The organism is Streptomyces sp. NPDC104814, from assembly GCF_055583185.1.
The window spans coordinates 1-20,815 of record NZ_JBVJOL010000014.1; the positions used below are offsets into that span (position 1 = coordinate 1).

The 20,815-nt window shown below is 66.5% G+C and carries 12 protein-coding genes and 2 pseudogenes; 9 read left to right on the forward strand and 5 right to left on the reverse strand.

Going from position 1 to position 20,815, the window contains the following annotated elements:
• The first annotated feature begins 367 nt into the window (after nucleotides 1–367).
• The 5 genes and pseudogenes from ACZ64A_RS33275 to ACZ64A_RS33295 form a co-directional block, all read left to right on the forward strand.
• Nucleotides 368–2,029: an outer membrane protein assembly factor BamB family protein gene (locus ACZ64A_RS33275; RefSeq protein WP_469815666.1), complete on the forward strand. Its 1,662-nt coding sequence runs from the start codon at nucleotides 368–370 to the stop codon at nucleotides 2,027–2,029.
• 725 nt (nucleotides 2,030–2,754) lie between these two features.
• Nucleotides 2,755–3,090 (forward strand): hypothetical protein, encoded by a 336-nt coding sequence (locus tag ACZ64A_RS33280; RefSeq protein WP_469815667.1) that lies wholly within the window; start codon nucleotides 2,755–2,757, stop codon nucleotides 3,088–3,090.
• Between the two features lie 46 nt (nucleotides 3,091–3,136).
• Nucleotides 3,137–3,439, forward strand: a complete 303-nt coding sequence (locus ACZ64A_RS33285) for a hypothetical protein (protein ID WP_469815777.1) — start codon at nucleotides 3,137–3,139, stop codon at nucleotides 3,437–3,439.
• Between the two features lie 39 nt (nucleotides 3,440–3,478).
• Nucleotides 3,479–3,898, forward strand: a complete 420-nt coding sequence (locus ACZ64A_RS33290) for a hypothetical protein (RefSeq protein WP_469815668.1) — start codon at nucleotides 3,479–3,481, stop codon at nucleotides 3,896–3,898.
• A gap of 27 nt (nucleotides 3,899–3,925) precedes the next feature.
• Nucleotides 3,926–4,135, forward strand: a pseudogene (locus ACZ64A_RS33295) (IS5/IS1182 family transposase); the annotation flags it as partial.
• 954 nt (nucleotides 4,136–5,089) lie between these two features.
• On the opposite strand, the gene ACZ64A_RS33300 reads toward ACZ64A_RS33295, so the two are convergent.
• Together ACZ64A_RS33300 and ACZ64A_RS33305 are read right to left on the reverse strand one after the other, a co-directional pair.
• The gene (locus tag ACZ64A_RS33300) at nucleotides 5,090–6,271 is read right to left on the reverse strand and encodes a helix-turn-helix domain-containing protein (protein WP_469815669.1); all 1,182 of its coding nucleotides are present in this window, start codon (nucleotides 6,269–6,271) and stop codon (nucleotides 5,090–5,092) included.
• 105 nt (nucleotides 6,272–6,376) lie between these two features.
• Nucleotides 6,377–7,019, reverse strand: a pseudogene (locus ACZ64A_RS33305) (HAD family hydrolase).
• 569 nt (nucleotides 7,020–7,588) lie between these two features.
• On the opposite strand from ACZ64A_RS33305, the gene ACZ64A_RS33310 reads away from it, so the two are divergent.
• A complete protein-coding gene (locus ACZ64A_RS33310; protein WP_469815670.1) occupies nucleotides 7,589–8,527 on the forward strand; it encodes a hypothetical protein in 939 nt (312 codons plus the stop codon).
• A gap of 398 nt (nucleotides 8,528–8,925) precedes the next feature.
• Here the strand turns inward: ACZ64A_RS33310 and ACZ64A_RS33315 are convergent, their stop codons facing one another.
• Nucleotides 8,926–10,191 (reverse strand): hypothetical protein, encoded by a 1,266-nt coding sequence (locus ACZ64A_RS33315; RefSeq protein WP_469815671.1) that lies wholly within the window; start codon nucleotides 10,189–10,191, stop codon nucleotides 8,926–8,928.
• A 360-nt stretch (nucleotides 10,192–10,551) separates the two neighbouring features.
• On the opposite strand from ACZ64A_RS33315, the gene ACZ64A_RS33320 reads away from it, so the two are divergent.
• From ACZ64A_RS33320 to ACZ64A_RS33330, 3 genes are all read left to right on the forward strand, one after another.
• Nucleotides 10,552–11,142 carry a hypothetical protein gene (locus ACZ64A_RS33320; RefSeq protein ID WP_469815672.1) on the forward strand — a complete coding sequence of 197 codons (591 nt, stop codon included), beginning with the start codon at nucleotides 10,552–10,554 and terminating at the stop codon, nucleotides 11,140–11,142.
• Nucleotides 11,143–11,453: 311 nt separating this feature from the next.
• Nucleotides 11,454–11,852 carry a hypothetical protein gene (locus ACZ64A_RS33325; protein ID WP_469815673.1) on the forward strand — a complete coding sequence of 133 codons (399 nt, stop codon included), beginning with the start codon at nucleotides 11,454–11,456 and terminating at the stop codon, nucleotides 11,850–11,852.
• Nucleotides 11,852–12,034 carry a hypothetical protein gene (locus ACZ64A_RS33330; protein WP_469815674.1) on the forward strand — a complete coding sequence of 61 codons (183 nt, stop codon included), beginning with the start codon at nucleotides 11,852–11,854 and terminating at the stop codon, nucleotides 12,032–12,034. The genes ACZ64A_RS33325 and ACZ64A_RS33330 overlap by 1 nt, the downstream gene beginning before the upstream one ends.
• A gap of 307 nt (nucleotides 12,035–12,341) precedes the next feature.
• On the opposite strand, the gene ACZ64A_RS33335 is transcribed toward ACZ64A_RS33330, so the two are convergent.
• Both ACZ64A_RS33335 and ACZ64A_RS33340 read right to left on the reverse strand, forming a co-directional pair.
• Entirely contained in the window at nucleotides 12,342–12,626 is a 285-nt protein-coding gene (locus ACZ64A_RS33335) for a hypothetical protein (protein WP_469815675.1), read from the reverse strand.
• Nucleotides 12,627–12,666: 40 nt separating this feature from the next.
• Nucleotides 12,667–20,433: a ricin-type beta-trefoil lectin domain protein gene (locus ACZ64A_RS33340; RefSeq protein ID WP_469815778.1), complete on the reverse strand. Its 7,767-nt coding sequence runs from the start codon at nucleotides 20,431–20,433 to the stop codon at nucleotides 12,667–12,669.
• Between the last annotated feature and the right edge of the window lie 382 nt (nucleotides 20,434–20,815).

Sequence of the window (20,815 nt, forward strand, 5' to 3'; positions counted from 1 at the left end):
CCCGCTACGACAAACGCGCCCGCCACTACCAAGCCATGGTCACCCTCGCCTGCCTCCTGCTCTGGCTGCCCTGACTTTGCGGACACGACCTAGGGCCGCCCATCCAGCGCTCAACGCCTGAGCGCCCTGCCACGCGAGTTCGCAGCGTTCACGGACCGTCTGGCTGTCGTCCTCGCCCTCTTCGGTCCTATTCACCGCCCGCCACTCATTTACCACGCGAACGCGCCCGGAACTACTGCAAGCTGCGCTCCAACTGGCGTGAAGGCGGGACCCCTATATCCCCAGGTCTGGATCGAGCGGCATGACGGCACTGCGCGCTGGCCTTCCGCGAGGCCGGCTCGATGCCAGCAAGGACCCAGGAAGGCATATGGCAACCGTCTCCTCGAACCGGCGCGTGGAACGGGCCGGCGTCAACGCGCTGAGGTCGTTCTTCGACGAACACGACCACTTGGTGCAGGAGATGGCCAGCGGCACGGATCACGGCGAGGACTGCTTCGTGATGCTGACCCGCCAGCGGAAACGAACGGGCTACTCCTTCACCGCCCAGGTCAAGGCGGGCAAGAAATACAAACGTGCACGCGGCTACGCGATCGACGTCGGGGACCACTTCACGGACTGGCAGGCGAGCAAGGTCCCCGTGATCGGGGTGGTGTACGACGTCGACGAACGGCGCATGTTCTGGGTCAACCTCACGCTGCGCCTCAGCGCTGTGCCCACGGCCCCGCGGTGGGTGCAGATCCCACGGGAGAACGAGTTGTGCGCCGCTTCGCTCGACACTTTTGTCACGCACATCGAAGAATTCACCGATACGCGTGAGAAGTTCTCTGCCCACTCGGCAGATGGTCAGGCGGCGGAAGGCATGGCTTCCCCTCGTAGACGGGAGGACCTCGGCGAATTGCGTGCGTTTCGCGCACCGGTACGACAGTGGACTAAAGCCACCACCGCACCTGGTGCCCGGCAGCCGCAGGTCGCTGAAGGGTACGCAGTGGTGCGCCACGGCCATATGATCCGTGTCATCGACGCGGTGTCAGGGGTCGGGGCATGGTCAGCGAGTTCGGCCTTTAGCTGGCCCTGTCCGATGGGTGATGAGGCTCTCTACGTGTCCGCAGGGGCCGGCCGCCTACGCGCCGTGGCGCTGCATTCCGGGCGCGTGCGCTGGGAGCAGCCCCTGCGAGTGCGTGACGACCTCGCCGTCTACGCCTCAAAGGCGCTCTACGCCCCTGACAAAGAGGGCAGGGTCTTTGCGCTGGACACCCGCGGGGGCAACGTCCTCTGGTTGTCCCCGGCAGCCGGGCAGCAGCTCGCAGCTCCGCTCCTCGTCAACGACGACTCGGTCTTCACCCTGCGCACAGCACGCGTCGGCAGTTCCCCAGAGCCTTCGTCGGGCGCCCGCGAAGTGGTGGCACTGAGCGTGGCGGATGGGGTCCAGAAGTGGCGCCATAGGGCCGACTGCGCCTTGTCACCTGCTTGGGCACTGACCGATGACGTTCTGTACGTCGTGGAACGGCCCGACGACGACAACAGCGTCCTGGTCGCCCTCGACTTGGCCACCGGCCGTCATCTATGGAGGTCCTCCCTGCCAGCACCGGTATCATCTGCGGCCGTCGTGTCGGGCGAGTTCCTGTACGTCTCCGGCGGACGCGGAGGCCTGTACCGGGTGTCCCGCTCTGATGGCGCCTGGCACCGCAGCGACACTGCCGCTTCCCTCATCGCCTCCCCTGTAGTGGCGGACGGCATTGTGATGGTGAATACAGGGCGCGCACTCACCGCGTTCGACGCCGCGGACGGCACCCTCAGGTGGGTCAGGCGTCTGCCCGGCCTTGCCCAGGGACAGCCCTTCGTCATCGGCAGCGCTGTGTACATCGGCCACCGGACCGGCATTGAAGCCTGCGATGTCAGGACAGGAAGACGTGTGTGGTCGGACAACGTCACCTGGGATCCTGAAAGCCAGGGAAGCCCGGTCGCTACGGCCGATGCTCTCTACGTCACCGACCGGCGCGGAGCCGTCCATGCCTTTCATGCGCCGTGACTGGGTTGGCACGTATTGCACGCAGGATTCGCTGCCGAGGCCGACCATGAGGGAGTCCCCCGACGTCCCGAAACCGCCTCCTGGAACGGGGCAAGGCCATCTCGCTGAACCGGCCTCCGGGGCTGGTGATCATTCAGGCAGCGGAGACCGAGACGGTGCTCGGCCTCATCCGATCTCCCTCGATCCGACGAACGGCCGTGACCAACCCGCTGGGGAGCTTCTTCGGATGATGCAGAAGAAGATCGACAGCTGCGACGCTGAATGACCGCCGGCGCTCTCGGGCGGCCTGCTCCTCTACCGTTCTTGCTTCGTCTCCGACCGGACTATCAACGCCTGAAAGTCGGCAACGGCCAAGCCACGCGCAACACGCCTGCCAACACGCACCAGTTCGTAAGCGGCGTGGGTCGCATATTGGCTTCCGGACACACGCAAGCGCTCGCTCTTACAGGGGGGGCACGCCCGGCTGACGATGGACTGGCTACCACTCCCGTTGTCAACCACTCGCCACAACGCCCTGTTCTTCACGGTGCTCTCCGATCGGGGTGAGTGCACCCGGGGCGGGTGCGATGCGCCGGGTCGCTCGGCACTGACACCAACTTATGGGCTGATCAACCCATCCGTAGTCCCGCAGGCGCTTGTCGGCGATAACGTTCGGTACGTTCGCGCGCAACCTGCTTTTCGCGACCGCGGCGACACATCAGAGTCCAACAGCGCAGGAGGTGAAGATGGCGCTGAACATGAAGGGTTCCCGGCGGATAACCGTTGACGGGATCGAGTACCGCTGGCGGATCCGCAGGAAGGCCTCCTACATGCAGGGACTCTGCTGGTCACCGATGGCCTATGCGGTCGAAGCGGCCAGCGGCAGCCAGTCGGGCACGACCTTGGTCGTCACCAGCGGCCAGGCCCATCCCAGCAACTGGGTGGGCGTCGAGACGGAGCCGATTCGTCCGGCTCACGTTGCTGCCAGCATCCGAGAGGCACGGCATCAAGGCTGGGATCCGACCCAAGTCGGTTCTCCTTTCCGGCTGGATCGATCCGCAGGATTTATCGCCCGGTCATGAGATCAAGCGGAGTAGGGCCCGGCATCATGTCCTGGTGACCACGTGGATGCGCTGCTACTGGGACGAGGAAGACGTCTGGTTCTACTTCGAGGTCGGCGCGGATGGCTGGGTGACCAGGCAAGTGGAACTTCAAGGGCCTGCGCTAACCCCGATCGCAGCCGCCTCGCTCGCCGAATGGCAGCAGGCCCACGAAGCGGGCCGCCTCGATGAGTACGACAGCAGGTTCGGGATCACGGCCGAGCTGCCCGTCTCGGAATGGGAAGGCCACGACCCTGAACAACTCACCTCCGCGGAGTTCGAGGAAACCTGGCGAGCTGCCCGTCGGCAGATCGCATCCCAGCCCAGCTGACCTCTCGGCTCCGCGGAAGCTTCTTGGCATCATCTTGGCATGACCCTGCCCCTTCCCCGCACTGTCCGAGCCGTCGACACTGCTCAGCTCCTGGGGCTGGCTCAAGAGGCCGCCATACACAGCTTCAGCCAGCGGCTCCCAGTCAACTGGCTCCGGCAGCACCTCGCCGCAGATGCGACGCACTACCTGTTCCCGGCACTCGTGCAGCGGCTCACGCACCGGCCCGAGACGCCGCTGCAGTGGAGGTGCCAGCAACTGATGACCCTCAGCACCGGCGAACAGATCTGGGGTCTGCTCGACGTCCTTCCCGACACCTTCGACAAGATCCCGGAGACCTTGAACACGGCGTCCAAGAAGGACATCGACAGCCGCATCGAGCGAGCGGTGAAGGTGCGTAAGTGGGTGGAACGGATAGCCGCCGATGCAGTGCGGTGTGGCGTGATCCCACAGTCGGCGTAGCTCGGGGCTGGGTAGGCTCCGGCTTATGACCAGCGGGCCAACCGCAAACGACGCGGCAGCAAGGGCGGCCGCCCCACCGGCTTCGACGGCGAGATCTACAAACCGAGGAACGAGGTCGAGCGGACGATCAACCGGCTCAAGAACTCCCGGGCCGTGGCCACCCGCTACGACAAGAGGGCCTACGTCTTCCACGGCACCGCCACGGTCGCGGCGATCCGCCTATGGCTCCCGCCATGATCCACTGGCACACTTCAGACGCCTGAGGGATCGGTGTGATCCCCGCTTCGGCGGAGCGGCAGCAACTGGCTGAGGGCAATCAGGAGTAGCCCAGCAAACAGGAGCGCGTTCCCACCGAAGAATCGGGCCTCCCAGGAAACGCTCAGCAAAACTCGAAAGTAGAAGAGGCTCTGCAGAACGACAGAGGTGCCCATGAGCAGGGCACCGAGACCGTGGAGTTGGGGCCTGGTGACGTGGCGGCGCGCCGTGGGCAGGACCCACCCTGTCCGGAGCGTGACGATTCCCGATGCGATCGCCAGCAGCCCCAAGATCGCGCCCGCTCCTACTAGCCATGCCATGGTGTCGCCCCGCTCCGATCGCAAGAGGCCCGGAACGCGAGTAGCGCGCGCCCGATGATGCCGACATTGTCGCTGGATCCGGTGGTGTCTGACCATGCCGGGCCCGGCAATCTCCGTCCTGCCCCGCTGCCGTCTGTGAGCGCAAAGTGCTCAAGATCCGCCGGACAGGGCCTAGGTTCCTTGGCGACCCCCACTCGTCTAGGGCATGGACGTGTCACGTCCCGTGAAGACAGACGGGATGCATTTGTGCCGGAATGGTCCCTCAAGGTTCGTCCATCGACGGCCATCGCTGGTACGGGTTCGCTCCCCTGGCCGAAGCACCGGCCGGACAGGGCGGCACCGAAGGGCGCGTCGCGACACGCTGTCGGACGCAAGGGTGACGCGAGTGCCTCCGGCGCATACAAGCGGCGCCTCAAGGGATAGGCATGCAGCTGCGCCAGGCGGCGACCGGATGGGCCGTGTAGCCGGACGATGCTCACCTGCCCGTCGATGACGGTGGGCGCAAGCTGCTGTGCGTCCGGCATCGCGTCCCCCATCTGTTGGTTCCTCCGCGTGCAACAGATGGTGGCGGGTGCCAGGCACCCCAAGTACCCCTCCTAGGGGTAGCTGGGACTGCTCACGTCGCCGAGCACCACTCCGCGAAGTTGGAGAGCGTTTCGGAGTCCCCGCGCTTCAAGCGGCGCAGAGTAGAGGCGTCTTCACGCACCCACGGGTGCTCGCGGGTGTGTTGCGGCGCAATGCGCCGGGCCACCTTCAGCGACTCGAACGCATCGTCGGCCATACCCAACCAGAGCTGGGCCCGGGCCAGTTCGATGTAGAACCCCGAGCGGCGCTCCGCGGGCCGGTCTGCGGGCGGCTTCCACTCGCTGGCCACGTCCAAAGCACGCCCGATGTGAGCGTCCCCAAGGCTCACAGCCACGGATACCTCGTGAATGCGAACCGAGTCGGGCCTGAAGGCGGTGCCGCCGTACACGTCCTCCGGCACCTGCTCGGCGAGCGCCTCGGCCTCCGCCAGATGCGTGACGGCAGCCGATGCGTCCCGCGCCCGGCCGGCGATGACCGCCGCCCTCATGTGGAGCGCGCCGCGCGCCGCGGCCTCCTGCCGACTTGACGGCGCTGGGGCGGCGTCCAAGGCCTGCTCGAGAGCACGAAGGCCTGCGGCGTGGGCGCGCGCGGCGAAGAAGGTCTCGGTGCGCACGTAGGCGACGGACGCAGCCAGCAGCGGATCGTCTGCTTCTGGCGCGGACCGCCTCATGAGCTCGATGAGTCGCGCGGAGAGGTCGCGGGCGCCGAACTTGTACGCGACCGCGTCGGCTGAGCGGTACGCCCGGACCAGAAGACCCGCCAGCTCGGCTCGTTGCTCCGGCGCGGCGGCACGATAGGCGCGAGCCAGCTCGGCGAGCAGGTCTGGCATCCGACGGGCGATCCGCGTGTACTGGGCGGACAGACGCCAATCGGCAGCCTCACGGACGGCGACGTGCAACTCCGGGACGGGCCGGATGGGGCCGTCTTCGGGCACGTCGTACGTGGCGATGACTGCGGAGAGGGCTGGCAGGAAGTCGCGCACCGGAGTCTGGGCCGGGCTGCGGTCTGTACGGAGCTGCGGCGGGTCCAGGGACAGGGCGGCCGCGATGGCTTCGAGGGTGGCGTCACCTACCCCTCGCTCGCCACGCTCGATCTTGCGGATCGTCCCGAGCGCGACACAGGCAGCCTGGGCAAGCTGCTCCTGCGTCATGCGCCGCAGCCGCCGGTAGTAGGCGATCCGACGCCCTAACCCGCCATACCCAAGTGCTGCCATTGCGGCTCCAGTTCAGTACGGTCATTTCAGACCGTACCGGCATCGAGACGCTCTGTGCACGCCTTGGGAGATGGCGAGGGCGCCGCGTCGGGGCCGCAGCCGTGGTCAACTACCGGTCAGCTCCACGAGCTGGGCGAGGCTATCGATCCGCCAGTCCGCCGCTTCCCTGACATCCGGGTCATCCGCCCACAGGTGCCCCCACGGGCCACGGCGCAGGTGCGCGACACGCAGCCTAGCCGCCTTCGCGGGGAAGACGTCGTTCGCCGGGTGGTCGCCGACATACAAGGTAGCCTCCGGGGCCGCATGCGCCACATCGATAACCCGCTGAAAGAACTCCGGCTGCGGCTTCGCCACCCCCCACTCCCCCGACGTGACGATCAGATCAGCCGGCAGGTCCAGGTCACGGAGAAGCTGCCCCGCGCGCGGCGTCTGGTTCCCCGCAATGATCACGCGCGAACCGGCCTGCCGGAGAGCTGCCAACGCCGGGCGCACATCGTCATAAAGGTCGCTCTCCCCCCAACTGCTCCCCTCGGCCAGCAGCCTCCCGGGCCTGATATTCGGAAGCGACGTCGATGTCCGGTCGGGCCAGGCGCAGCGCCTCGGCGTTGTCTAGGCCTTGGGCGACCACTGCACCGACGAGGGCGGACAGTGTGTGATGCGGGATGCCGAGCCAGTCGGACCAAGAGGCCCAATAGCGGTCATCCCTCGTAATGGTCTCGCCGACGTCGAACACGAACGTATCAATCACGCCTGGAGCCTACGGCGCGTCGCACCGGCTACGTGCAAGCGAGGCCGGCGGCCCGATCCCGGGATGCCAAGCAACTCGAGCACATGTTTTTCTGGGGGCGTGCTGGCTGCTCTCGCCTGGCCGAGCGAGTTCGTGCGGCGGACACCCCGATCGGCGCAGTGTCATCCTTTCGCCCGTGGGGAGGCGGAATCCCGCCTCCTTGTACAGATTCCGAACTTTCTCAGCAAGATCCGTCTGGTCATGCAGGTCGATATCAGGGGGCGTGCCCGACGGCGGGAGCGGAATACGTCCCGCGGACTGCACTGCAGCGGCCGCGCCCACGGGCCGAACGCGCCGCCGTGGCAGGGCTGCACCCGCACCCGCACCCGCACCCGCACCCGCACCCGCACCCGCACCCGCACCCGCACCCGCACCGAGAGAGAATAGGAGGTACTGAGGGGTAGTCAGGAAACCCCGCGTCAGTAAGGGTTCGACCTTTGACGGTTAGCGAAGGAAAAGAACGCGGGGCTCTGCCCGGTCCCCGCTCCGAGCCGTGTGAGCCGGAGACCCAGGCGACACCCTCAGGCGAGGTGAACTTCCCTCCGGTGCAGAACGGGGTCGACTACCTCAACAGCGCCTGCGACCACCTCCGCCTGGGCAGGCCAACCCCGAGGGGGCTGAAGTACGCCGTCCTGCACCTCCAGGCCGCCGTCGAAGTCCTACTCAAGACCCGTCTGCAGCAGGAGCACTGGAGCCTCGTCCTCAAAGACCCCGGCACAGCCAAGCGCGAGAGATTTGAAGCTGGCGACTTCGACAGCTGTACCACCGCCGCGGCCATCGCCCGACTGAGGGACATCGCCGGCGTCGCCATCGACGACAAGTCCGCCAAGAGCCTGGCCATCCTCTCCAAGTGGCGCAACGCGCTCCAGCACTACGGACTCAAAGCACCCGCCCGAGCCATCGAGACACGCGCCGCCCAGGTCCTGGACTTCCTCATCACCTTCGTCCACGACGAACTCCTCCCCTCCCTGCCGGCCCCGGAGGCCGACGCGGTCGAAGACGACCTGGCCGACGTCGGGTTCAAGGTCCGGGGAATTCAGGGGTACATCGACACCCGCCTCAAGCGCCTGGCCGAGGAGCTGAAGGACTTCCGTGACCGTACGCTCCGCTGCCCTGACTGTGACCAGTGGGCGCTGGTGATCGGAGACGGCACCGACGTGATCGACTGCCGCTTCTGCCACGCGCGTTACTATGGTCCTGACCAGGCAATATTCCACTGGGCTCAGGTCTACGCCTTGCAGCACTCGGTGGACTTCGTGAAGTGTCCAGAGTGCAGCGAGACGGAACTCTCCATGGTCCGTGTCCGGGTGCTCGCGGCTCCCGACGAGGACCGGCTCATCTGTGGCCACTGTGGCAATCACTTCGACGCCATCGAGCTGTGCAGCGCGTGCGGTACCCCCTATCAGCCCGGCGAAGACGACCTCGGCCTGTGCACCGGTTGCCTCTCGACTCACTACGTCAGGTTCTGACCCACCACACCGGATGTGCCTGGGCTGCAAGTACGCCCGTACGCCGGCCACAGGAAGTTCAGGAGCGAACACGGTGACCACGACAGCGACCGAAGTGACTGAGCCCCACGAGGTTGTCTACGACGCCGAGATCGTCGACGAGGACGAACCGCCCCTGCCCGCGGCCACGGCAGACGCCACCGCCCATTCCGCATCACCCGGCACACGATCCTCGTCGAGGGAGAGCTACCGCCACGTGCCGGTCAGCAACCACCTTCACCGAACGCGACTTCACCGTTCCGAAATCGGCCAAGCGGCGGACGGAACACCGCGGCGCCCGGAACCCCCAGGTCAACCGGGACACCACAAGGGCCCGTTTCGATGCCTGGTGCGAGCAGGAAGGTCGCGCGACCTGGCCCTCAACCACAACGGCGAACGTCCTCGCATACTTCGACAACCTCATTGAATCGCGCTAACCGGACGGCAGCCAGTACAGCCCGGACACCCTCCTCGCCTACCTTCCGTCCATCGACGCCTCCGTCGTCCGCGACGCGATCGAGGACTATCGGCTGGAGGGCTACATCAAGGCGGACGGCGAGCGGGAGCAGGCCGCCACGGTCACGCTGAAGTACCTCGTACCGATCCTCGCCGATATTGACGAGAGCACTCGCCTCGGCCGGCAAGATGCTGCCCTGCTCGTCATCGGCTACGGCAAACTGGCCCGTGGGATCGAGACCGCGGACCTGCTGAACAAGACGGTGCGGATGGTCGACCACGGCGTTTGGGTCCTGACGGCGAAGAGCAAGAGGCGGCGCAGCGGCAAGGGCAAGTGGCGGTTCATCCGGTACCGCGCCGACCTGCAGATCGTTCGCTGCGTACGCGCCTGGCAGACTGACGTGCGAGAACTCGGAGCTGACGCCCCGCACCTGCCCTTCTTCCGTGCCCCTGACCACCACGGGCAATCTCAAGGGGCGGAGCAACGCCACCGTGCGCGGCCTGTTCCTTTCCGGCCGAGCGATCAACGAGATTGTGAAGAAGCGCGCCAAGGCCGCCGCCATCGAGTATGTCGACGGCCTCAAGGTCACCCGCCACTCTCTGCCGCGGCCCCGGGCCGCAAGAAGTGGCGGCGGGCGACTGTCGTCGCTGTCGCCTGCAAGCGTGGTGTGCTGCCGCCGGCCGACCAGGACGAGCACGAGGACCTGGTCGGCGCCGCCGAGGCAGCCCGGATCCCCGGATACAGCAACGCCGACAGTTTCATCAGTGCGCTCGGGCACGGGCCCGACCTCGAGCAGCCCGACGGATAGGAATATCGACGTGGCAGCGCCGACCGTCCTCGTCAGCAGCGCTGGAAACGTTCCCGCCTCGAGGAGCTGGCCACGCGCCGCGCCTCGACGTCCTGACTGCAGCGCGCCGAGGCGCGCTGCAGGCGAGATACCGTAGGACCGCGGCTTCTGGTTTGAGGGATCGACGAAGTCCCGGCGGCCCAGACGCCGCACGATGGCCGGCATGACGCGGCTCGCCACCGCGTCCCGCAGCAGCCACAGACTGCTGAGGCCGGGCACGGCCTTCTCCGCCTCGGTGAGCGGCTCGCACGCCCCGTCGATCAACAGCAGCAAGCGCACCGCGTCCTGCTCCCGGCTGGTCACCGCAACCCCCGGCCCCTGCCCCACCCCCTCGTGATCCATCGCGCCAGAGTAATCACCGGCACACGAGCCTGACCATGGAGTGACGAGACGAATAGGAGGACCCGCGGCGCAGCGGGATGGGGACGGCGAGCACTGCGGCGGCGAGTACCGCCGGGCGCTGCAGCAGCGGGCCCCCGGCGCCGGATACCTGCACCCCAACGGTAGAACGCAACAGCAGCGCGAGGTAACCGTTTTGACGCCGCCGGACCAGGCGCGCCAGCGGGACGCGAGCGCCGCGCCACAGGGCCGCTGAGACCGAGGGCCAGGAGCCACTTCGGCAAAACGGCCATGCAATCACGAGAACTTGCCTCCATTCAAGTTCACTTGTAGTCAGTCAAAATTTCGTGCACGCTTCACGGCATGACTGATGAGACGCCGGAAATGTTCCAAGCTCGCTACGAGGACATCTCCGCCATCCGCTGGCCGCGGCCGGCTGATCCGCGACAAGAGGAACTCGACACGTTGAAGGCCAGGCACCTCGCGTGGAACGCCTGGTATAGGAAGACGGCCAAGGCGGCACAGGAGCACGGCCCGCAACACGACGCGCTCCTGGTCGCTCTCGAAGACCTCGTCGAGATCAAGCGGGATGCCGACGAGAAGATCCGACTGCTCCTGGCCTACGGACGGATCTTCCACCAGCCCCGCCCGCACACGCTGGAATCCCTCGGCGCGGCCGCCGGCCTCAGCCCCTCCGGCGTCAGCCGCGCTTTCGGCGCCGAGGAAGTAATGGCCGTAGCGGAACTGACCGGCAAGCGCCCACCCGCCGTCGATGTCCAGCGCCATGACCCCGACGTCATCTCCGGTCACGCCAGGAAGAACCGCTGCACCTGGGGAGGCAGCAAGGCCAAGCCCTGCACCGAGACGCCCAAGTACGCCGTCACCGACAAGTCCGGCGCGAAGTGGGCCTGCTGCGACAAGCACCTGCCCGGCTACCTGCGCTCCCGCGTCTGAGCCGCATGGCCACGACGGCCGCACTGCGCCTTTGTGGCCGGGTGTTCGTCCTACAACCCGGCGAACACCCGCGCAGCAGGCACTCGTCACCGTCGATCCGGCACAACAGCCTTGGCGTCACTCGTCCTGCCGGCGGCGGGATCGCCGCGGCTGCCGGCGCCGCCCCCGACGGCGCCCCGACCCCGCTCCCCGCGCCCCACCGAGACTCTGGCGGAGCCAGCTGATGGACACCAAGCACTGCGCGCGTCGACGGCTCGGTCGATGCGATACCCGCGCCTGGCCCGCGCACCGGGACCGCCACCTTTGACCTGATGGTCCGACCCGTCGACATCGACGCTCTCCCCGACGACGCCCCCGACACGGTCGTCACCTCCACCAGCGGCGACCCCCGGATCACGCACGAGCTGCTGAACGGCATCCAGCCCGGCGACCTGCTGCGCGTCACCGGCACCCTGGTCCAGCCGTCGGCACCCGGCGAGGCCGCCCGGCTCACCGTCGACGCCCTGGAGGTCCTGGACACCGGACTCATTCCGGTCCTGCGGGACATGGTGATGGACCGCTACGGCGACTACTGCGTCATCTTCGCCGCCGACCGGCAGAAGGTGCCCGTCTTCACCGCGCTCGGGCAGTGGGTCGGCGAGGCAGACAACCCCGACGCCATCGCCACCCTCATCGACATCCACGAGCGCGTGAACGGCGGTGACGCCTGATGGACAGCACCAGCACGCAGGCCCGCACCGTCCTGGAGCGGTTCCCCGCGGGAGGTCCCCGCGGCTCCAGGCTGGCCGAAGAATGCGCCGCCGCCCAGCGCGCTCAGGGCATCAACGCTCAGGTCGTCATGGTCCTGCGCACCGACCAGTTCCTCGTGGTCACCGGTATCACCATCCAGTAGCACCCCCGGAGCGCCGGGCCCGCCCCTTCTGGCTCGTAGTCGGGTCGAATGTATGACCGAGGTCTGACAACGGTTCCCATCGCGACCAGCCAACGAGCCAAGCAATCGAGGCGGCTGCTTCGGACTGTCGGCGGAGCCGGCGGTGGCGAGCGACGACGCTGCCTCGGAACTCAAGCCCAACGCATACGGCTGCGCAATCGGCTTCAACAACCCTCACCAGACGCGACTATTGGAAGTTCACATGTCGACCCCGTGCACAGAAGCCCCAGACGGCGACAGGCGCCGTCTGGGGCTTCTGTGGTGTCAGTTACCTGTAACCCGGCAGCCAATCCAACCGCTGAAGTGCGGTCAGGTCACCACGGGTCAACATGACCAGCACTTGGATCATGTCGGCACGCGAAACATCTTGGAGATGGCGAGGCTGGACGTTGCTGTCGTCGAGATTTTCAAGCACCAAACTTCCATCTTGGAACGCCGAAACGGTCCAGGAAGAGTTGTCATCCGTGACCGAAACGTCCGGGTGCTCATCGTCGATGGGCCCGTCGAGTTCGGCGACGAGCGACGGTACACCGGCCTCGTTGCCTTCGTCCATCCCCCCGTCTCGATGTGTAAACGTAATCGACATCGTGGACTCACCTTCTATTACGTGGGGCACCGTTCGGAATTGCCCACTCTGAGTATCCGCCGGAGCCACCTGGATGCAGCAGATGCTGCCAGAGCGATCCGGGATCATGCTGCGAGCGTGGTACGAGACGCATCACGCCCTGTCGACCGTCGGCATTAGACATCGGCTCATGTTGCCAAGTCCACCCAGCCGGGGTGCGCCTCCCTCCCCTCGAGGAGACAGCTGCATTGACTCCCGGAATCAGTTGCTCCATCGACTGGGCGAAGCCAGCGTCCGACTGAAGTGCCGCGTCAAGTGCCTCGTTCGCTCGCCTGAAGTGCGTACCCCGCGATCGACCGAAGTCCGCCGCATCGAGGGTCATTTCAAAGGCAACGGAATAGGCTTGCGGCCCACCCCCGCAATCACACGCCTCACCGGCAGAATCCACGCCAGAGCTGCAATTGTGAACAAGGACTGGTACCGAGCCCGTCATCACGAAGTACGTGTGGACGTCGGACACCGTCACGTTGTGGACGGTGACGTCCTGGACGGTCCAGCGCTCAACCGCCGTGATCTGGACGTAGGTACCCGCGCTGGTCTGCAGCCACTCGCCGACCCCGAGATCGGTGGCCTTGATCCAGGCGTGCAATGCCGGGACCCAGAAGGGGTGGCCGTCGGTCGCGACGACCGAGGCGGTCTTCGGACCCTTCATGCCGTCGATGCCGATCGTGACCTTGACCAGGTGCTTCAGGCCGTGACCGCGGATCTCGGCCGTGACCGTCTCGATGCGACGCTCACCGGTCTTAGGGTCGGTGGTGACGACCTTGTCGCCGGTCTTGACCTTCTCGATCGGCTTGGTGGTGCCGTCGGCCATCAGGACCCTGGTGCCGGGGACAAAGCTGTTGCACGTCCCGCCCTCAGCGCCGGCCTTACCCGAGCCGCCGCTGCCGCTGGATCCTCCCTTGCTCTTGGCAGAGCCGCCGGACTTGCCGCCAGGTTTGGAGCCCCCGCCTCCCTTGCCACCGCCGCTATGGGACGACGATTTCGGGGCTGCCTTAGCCTGGGCCGCCTTGTGACGAGGATTGCCCGTTTTACGAGCGGCAGCAGCCGCCCTGTCAGCTGTTCGTTTGGCCGCCTCCGCAGCCTTCTTTTTCGCTCTCTGCGCCGCGAGTTTCTTGGCGCGTTCGATGGCGAGTTTCTTCGCCCGTAGAGCTGCGGCTTCGGCTGCCTTGGCCGCCTTGAGTACCAGTTCGGCTGCCTTCTTGGCCGCCTTAAAGGATTCGACGGCCTTGATGGTGCGCTTGACGGCCTTGATGACGGACGGGATCTTGCCGAGCTTAGTCCAGGGGATGGCGTCGACCGCGATGCTGATGCAGGACCACATGTCGCCGCCGAAGCACGCCATGGCGTCGTTGATGCCGATGAAGTCCTTCAGCGTCTCCCACGCCACGGCCAGGATGACCGAGGTGAGGGACTTGCCCTGCATGGCCTGCGCCTGCGCGACCTGCGCCGCGGACAGACCCGCGCCTGCCAGGGCTGCTGCCCGCTCGGAAGCGGTCAGCGCGATCGATTCACCCGTCGGGTCGGAGAAGGTGACGGGATTGTTGTGGGCGTAGGCGTACCCGTTGGACTGCAGGACGTCGTTGAGGTCCAGCACCGGGTCGGCGGACAGGAACCGTCCGACCACCGGGTCGTACAGACGGGCGCCCAGCGGGGTGAAGCCCGAGCCGTTGTCCTCTCTGGCACCGAGGAACCCCGAGTGTGACTGCCGGTTGACAGCGGTAGTATCCGCGCCCCTTTGGTTGCCGAACGGGTCCTGCTTGCGGATCCGCACGGACATGCTGCTGTCAAGGGTGACCTCGGCGTACGGGCTGCCCTGGTGATCAGCGCACACAGCGACAAGGCGCTCGATGCCGGTGCCGTAGGCGTAGCGCATGACGGCGCCGCCGGGAGCGTCATAGGTGCGCTGGGTGTTGACCAGCACACCGCCCTTCTGAACGGTCACCTCGGCCTCACCCAGGCTGAGCGTGGCCTGCTTGCCCTTGATAGTCAGCAGCGTCGAGCCGTCAGGACCGTAGATGTACCGGGTGTCGTTCTGCGGCAACCACAACTGCTCGACCTTCGTGCCGTCGCAGGTGGCGAGCACGATGGGGGTCGAATTCGCCGAGTTGGCGCCCTGGACCGCCAGGCACAGGCCCGACGCCACGTGGGTCAGCTGACCCGAGGCGTTGCGCTTGAGCTCCTGGCCGGCCGAGCCGTCGCACTTCTGGAGCTGAACGGCCGAGCCGGCGGTGTTGCCGGCGGGCTGGACGCACCAGTTGTCGTAGACGTTCAGCGTGCCCTGGTCGGGGTTGGTCCCGCCCGGGGTCTGGCTGAAGCGCCAGTTCTGCGCCGGCGAGGCGTTGCAGCCGTAGAGCTGGATCGCCGTACCGGCGACCGCGAGGCCGCCCCTGAGGTCCAGGCACTTGTCGGCGAGACCCACATAAGGCGTTTTGCCGCCGGTGCCCGCACCGGTGATGCGGTCGACCTTGCCGTCGTACGTCCAGGACAGGGACTGCTTGTCGCCGTTCTGGATCGAGGTGACGGACTTGGTCTCGCCGGTGAGCTCGTACAGACGCTCCGCCTCGGCCTTGACCTGCGCACCCTGCGGGGTGGTGTAGGTCTTGGACACCTTGGTCAGCGTGTGCGGCTGGGTGCCGTCGGCCTTGCCGTAGGCGTAGGTGCTGGTGGCGTCCTTGGCGGTGTTGCCGGTGAGGTCCTTCTCGGTCAGCTTGGTGCGGTTGCCGAGCAGGTCGTACTCGTACTCCTGCCAAAAGCCGGACTTGTCCGTGCCCGGTGCCACGTTCAGCGAGCCGTCCGCATTCTTCGGGGCGGTGCAGGCGTTCTGGTCCTTGGAGGTCCAGGCGCTCTTCAGCTGGCCCAGCGGGTCATAGGCGAAGCACTGCCGCTCGTCGATGCCGGTCGCCGACTCCTTGACGGACGTGACGTTGCCGGACGGGTCGTAGGTGTACGACCGCTTGGAGACGAGGTTGCCGGCAACGAGGGACTTGTCGCTGGTTGCCTCGCGGTAGACCTGCTGATCCTTCAGCTCGCCGCTGGACTCGTCGAACGTGTTCTGCGTCCACACCCGGTAGGGCTGTGCGCCGAGCGTGGAGCGCAGCACCTGGCCGTAGGGGTCGTAGACAGTCTCGGAGCCGTACCAGTCCTTGCCGGAGATGGAGAGCGGCTTACCGTACTTGTTGTACCGGACGACGAGCTTCTCGGAGTCGAACTTGCCGATCTTCGGCAGTGTCGATTCGTCCAGCATGCCGGTGTCGCTGTACTTGTAGTCGTAGGTGTACGACTTGTCCAGCCCCCAGGTGGAGGCCAGGTCGTCCGGCAGGGTCAGCGTGGTTGAGGTCGGCTGGTAGTCCTTGTTGTAGCCGTCGACCTGCTGGGTGTAGGCCTCACCGTCGGTGTAGCGCGTGGCGGTGTAGGGCATGCCCTTGCCGCCCGGCGCCAGGTCGTAGGTGTAGTTGGCCAGGAGCGTGCCTGTGGAGCCGTTCAGGCGCTGTTCGGTCGGGCGGGAGATGGCGTCGTAGTCGTTCCAGACCGTGCCGCGCGCGTTGGTCGTGGTGACGGGCCGGTCGAGGCTGTCGTACGTCGTCTTTGTGGTGCCCGAGTCGGGGTCCGTCGCGGTGTCCATACGGCCTCGGTGGTCGTATGTCCACGTCCAGGAGTGTGCGGCGTCGGCGGAGTTGGTGGCCTTCACCAGCTGGCCGCTGACGTCGTACTGGTAGCGCATCGACGTGAAGCCGCCAGGCGCTGCCGGGTTGAAGGTGTCCACTCGCTGGGTGCGGCCGAGGGCGTCGGTGTAGACCCGGTAGGACGAGACGCCCTGCGGGTTGTTCACCTTGGACCAGTCCAGGCCGTACTCGTAGCGGATGGCGCGCTCAGGGACCTCCTTGGAAGAGGACTCCCCCGTCAGCGGGTCGGCGACCTTGAGGACGGGAGTCTCCTGCAGCACGCGGCCGGAGCCGTCGTAGCTGTAGCGCGTGATGTTGGGTACGAGGGTCTCGCTGAGCGGGGTGAACAGCTCCCCGGGCTTGGCTTCCTGCGACAGGTAGGCGTTGTTGGTCTGCCAGACCTCACCGGAGCTGTTGTACAGCGTGTCGGTGATCAGCCAGCCGCCGCCGTCGGCTTCCTCCTGCGTCTGCCGTTCGCGGCCGAGGCCGTCGTAGATGGTGACGGAGGTCTCGACGCGGTCGTCGTAGCCGCGGCTGTAGGTAGTGACGTAGGACGGCTTGCGGTCCTTGCCCTCCTCGTACTCCGGCACGGTGTATACGGCGCGGAAGTCCGGGACGGCCGTGTCGGACGGGGCACGGTCGGCGGCCCAGGCCTTCTCGAGCCGGCCCAGCGGGTCGAACTGAGCCTGCGTGACGTGGCCGTTCGCGTCGATCGACTTCAGCGTGGTGCCACGACCCGGCTCGACTTCACGGGTCTCGGAGTGACCGAGTGCGTTGGTCTCGGTGACCTTGAAGACCTGGCCTGTCGACGGGGTGTAGGTGATCAGGCCGGAGTTGCCCTTGGGGTCGGTCCTCTTGACCACGCGGCCGATGGCGTCGAACTGGGTCGTGCCGTCGGACTGCCAGTCGTCACCGTCACCGTTGATCGACCAGGTCTGGGACGCCTCACCCTTCGTGGTGTCGGCGAGCGCGACGCCGTAGCCCTGGCCGTCGTACGCTGTGCGCGTACCGCCGCTGAGCGTGGACAGGTCCGCGAAGTTCGCCGCCGCGCAGGTGGTCGGCGAGACCAGCACCTGCTTGGACAGACCGATCAGATTCTTCGCGAGGTTGTGGATGTACTCCGACTTCGTGCACGACTCGTCGCCGGTCTTGCCCGTGTCACCGAGGGACTCCACCAGCACGGGCAGACCGTAGGTCGGCTCGTAGGTGGTGTGGGTCTTGACGATCCGCTCGGTGCGGGTGTCATCGCTGTTGGTGCCCGACGACTTGGTATAGGCGATCTCGTCCGGCTCGGTGACACGCCAGGCGCGCAGCGGGTCCAGGCCGTCGTCGCGGTCGCGGTGGGCCAGCTCGGTGGCCTCCGGGACGGTGACCGAGCGAGACACCCAGGCGGTGTCGGCGTCGTCGGCGTCGTTGTAGTCGAGTTCCTCGGCGATCCGGCCGGCGAACGGTTCACGGTCCTTGGCGATCTCCGCACCGGTGATGTCCTTCACGGACACGGTGTCGCCCATGCCGCGGAAGAAGCGGGTGACGGACTTCGACCGCTTGGAGCGGATGGACGGCTCGTCGGCGCCGGTGATCACCGTGGTCTGCTCGAAGCCGGCGAACTGGGAGTAGGTTCGAGTCGACTTCTTGCTGAACTCGGCATCGGCGAGCTTCCAGCCGGCGTTTTTGTACGCGTAGGCCGTCTTCGTGGAGAAGGTGCCGTCCACGTTGGGAAGTTCCTCAATGGACTTCACCACGTACTTGTGGAACCAGTCGATGTCCTCGACTTCAGGGTCGGGATTCCAGAACATCGGGTAGCACAAGCGTGTGTTGGCCTTGAGCTGGCTCTGCAGTCGCGTGAGGGCCTGCTGTCGGGTCTCCCCGGGCTGCTGGTCGAGCCGAGGGAGGCTGCCGGTGGCACAGTCGCCCGCGGCGGGCTCGTACATGACGACGGTTTCGCCGCCGTACTCGTTGATGACACGGCCGATCCGCAGCCGGGAAAAGCTGGGCCGAGGGTCATTGGGGCGCATGACCCGGTTGGGCATGTCCTCATCGTTGGACTCGAAGCGCACCGCGTTCATCCGGACGGCATTGCCGCTGGGACCGTAGCCGGTGCGCTGGAACGACTCCAGCCACAACGCGGTGTTCGCGCCGGTCTTCAGAACCGGGAAGCTCTGCGTGAGCTTGTAGGTGTCCACCGCCTGGCGGGCGGTAGAACCGCTGACACGCTGCGCCTCGGTGCTGATGCTGGTGAGGCGCTTGCGGCTCCAGAAGGAAGGACCGGCGTTCCAGCACTTCCTGGTGTATGTCGAAGTGACCTGCTTGCAGTTGAGGTCGGCCGGGGTGTCGTACCAGATGCGGTACTTGCCCGGGTCCTTGTCCTCGAAGTTCGCATCCGAGCAAGTCAGGGTGCCCTCGGGCAGACAGCGCTCGGCCACGGTGAAGTTCACCCGGGCGGGAGCCGCCGCGGAGAACAGGGTGTCCTTGCGCTGGCCGTAGTCGATGTGGTCGAGCCAGCCGTCACGGTCGTAGACGACCGGGGCCTTGAAGTCGAAGTTGCGCGCGTAGTAGTTCTGCGCCTTCTTCCACCACAAGGACATCGCGTTGCCGTGGATGTCCTCGACGTAGTCGAGGTTCCACCGCCAGCCCTGAGTGCAGGCCGAGCCCTTCCAGTCTCCGGCCTTGTAGCAGTCCTCGCCCTCGTGGTTGCCGTAGACGGGAACGTTGAGGACCGAGTCGGTCGTCGGCTGCCCGGACGCCCAGCCCGGCAGCTTGTTCATGCCGAAGTAGTAGCGGGTGCCGTCCTTGGTGGTGACCACCCAGTACTCGCCCTTGTAGGCGCCGTTGCCGTTGCCACTGTTGTACAGCCGCTCGATCTTCGAGCCATCACCGTTGGCGGTGAACCACTTGCCCTGAGTCTTGTCCCAGACCAGCTCGGTGGTCATCCCGCCCAGCGACAGCGTGGCGTTGTCCGAGCCCCAGCACAGGTCCGCCGTGCGGTGCGTCTTGTTGTTGGACCCGTCCTTCTTAGAGTCCTCACGGCAGTTGGCGTAGGTGCGGGTGATCGAACCGGGGTTGTAGTCCCAGCCGTCACCGATCCAGGAGGCCTGGTTGTTCGTCGCCGAGGTACGTCCGTCCACCGACTGCGAGGAGTAGCCCAGGGAGATCTTCGGCATCAGACCGCCGGCGGTCTCCGGCACCTGCACGTCATAGGAGTACGTGAACGCGCCGGAAGAGGAACCCGCGGCCCAGGAGCCGGAGGACAGCAGGGGGCTCGCGGTGAAGTCACCGCTGGCCGAAGCGCCCGTGTCCATTGCGCCGATCACCTGCGGGCCAGAGGCATCGACGACGGGCAGGACGTCGTTGTCGCTGCGCAACGAGGCAGTGCGCACGGACGCCTTGTCAGCCGTTGTGCCTGCGTCGCCGGCCAGCAGGCTGCCGACCGGGATGGTGCCGCTGAGGATCGTGTGGGTGCGCACCGTCTTTGCAGACTTCGCCCTGGTAGGCGCCTGTGCGGCGGGCACCTCCTTGACTGTGCTGCGAAGCCGCTCGGGCTGCTTTTGGCTCTTGCCCGACATGGTTGCCACGCCGCTGTCGGCGCAGTCACCAGTGTCTGGGGAGTCCATGACGCAGTTGGGTAGCAGGACCAGGCCGAAGCGGGCAGCGGCCTGCGGGCCGTAAAGGTCGGCGAAGCTGCTGGTGTCGACGTCGATCGCGATCTGTGCGGTCGGATCAGCGTCCGCCGGCGGCGTGACCTTCATGATCATGCCGGAGACGTTCGCGTCCTGCGACGCCGTCGGCGCCGCCAGATCGACCTTCCAGGCGCCGTCGATCGCGGCGGGGTCGGTTCCTCCCGGCACGCCTAGCGCAATCGGCAGGTCTTCGACCGGAACCGTGGTGCCCTCTGCAGCGTCCGCCGACAGCGTCGCGACGCCCGAGTCCCCTGACCATGGGGTGACCGCTCTTGGTACGTAGGTCTCGACGGGCACCTCGGGTGCCGTGGTGAGGTTCTTCTCGGCTTCCTCGTCGACTTCGACGTTGGAGCCTTCCGGCAGGTCGGGGAGCTTGACCTCCTGCCGGTTCATGCCGGGAGCCGGGATCGCCCAGGCCTCCGTGCCGAGGCTGCTCACCAGCAAGGCCGTGGACAGTAGAAGGACGGTCGCCGCGCGGCTTTGCCGGCGGCGCCGTCGTTGTGACTCCGTCCCGGCGGGGCGTATCAACCCCAGCCAGGACGGCGGACTTTGAGCGCGCATTCGCGTCGACCCCACCAAGACATGCAAAAGAAACGACAGATGGACTCTGCACCCTGTGGCATGGCTGACGCCGAATTCAAGATCGTCTCAGATTGGTTCCCGGCCTTCATGTGATCTGCGGCACGGGATGAATGCTGACCAACATCGGACTCGCGGATGAATCGGCAAGATCACGATTACCCGCCCCTATGACTGCACTTCGGGTGGCGATAAG

Excerpts from the sequence above, each read along its gene's own strand:
- ACZ64A_RS33325 (WP_469815673.1), top strand. The coding sequence starts at position 11,454 with ATGGTCCGACCCGTCGACATCGACGCTCTCCCCGACGACGCCCCCGAC.
- ACZ64A_RS33275 (WP_469815666.1), top strand. The coding sequence starts at position 368 with ATGGCAACCGTCTCCTCGAACCGGCGCGTGGAACGGGCCGGCGTCAAC.
- ACZ64A_RS33280 (WP_469815667.1), top strand. The coding sequence starts at position 2,755 with ATGGCGCTGAACATGAAGGGTTCCCGGCGGATAACCGTTGACGGGATC.
- ACZ64A_RS33300 (WP_469815669.1), bottom strand. The coding sequence starts at position 6,271 with ATGGCAGCACTTGGGTATGGCGGGTTAGGGCGTCGGATCGCCTACTAC.
- ACZ64A_RS33290 (WP_469815668.1), top strand. The coding sequence starts at position 3,479 with ATGACCCTGCCCCTTCCCCGCACTGTCCGAGCCGTCGACACTGCTCAG.
- ACZ64A_RS33335 (WP_469815675.1), bottom strand. The coding sequence starts at position 12,626 with ATGGACGAAGGCAACGAGGCCGGTGTACCGTCGCTCGTCGCCGAACTC.
- ACZ64A_RS33340 (WP_469815778.1), bottom strand. The coding sequence starts at position 20,433 with ATGAACCGGCAGGAGGTCAAGCTCCCCGACCTGCCGGAAGGCTCCAAC.
- ACZ64A_RS33330 (WP_469815674.1), top strand. The coding sequence starts at position 11,852 with ATGGACAGCACCAGCACGCAGGCCCGCACCGTCCTGGAGCGGTTCCCC.
- ACZ64A_RS33315 (WP_469815671.1), bottom strand. The coding sequence starts at position 10,191 with ATGGATCACGAGGGGGTGGGGCAGGGGCCGGGGGTTGCGGTGACCAGC.
- ACZ64A_RS33285 (WP_469815777.1), top strand. The coding sequence starts at position 3,137 with ATGCGCTGCTACTGGGACGAGGAAGACGTCTGGTTCTACTTCGAGGTC.
- ACZ64A_RS33320 (WP_469815672.1), top strand. The coding sequence starts at position 10,552 with ATGACTGATGAGACGCCGGAAATGTTCCAAGCTCGCTACGAGGACATC.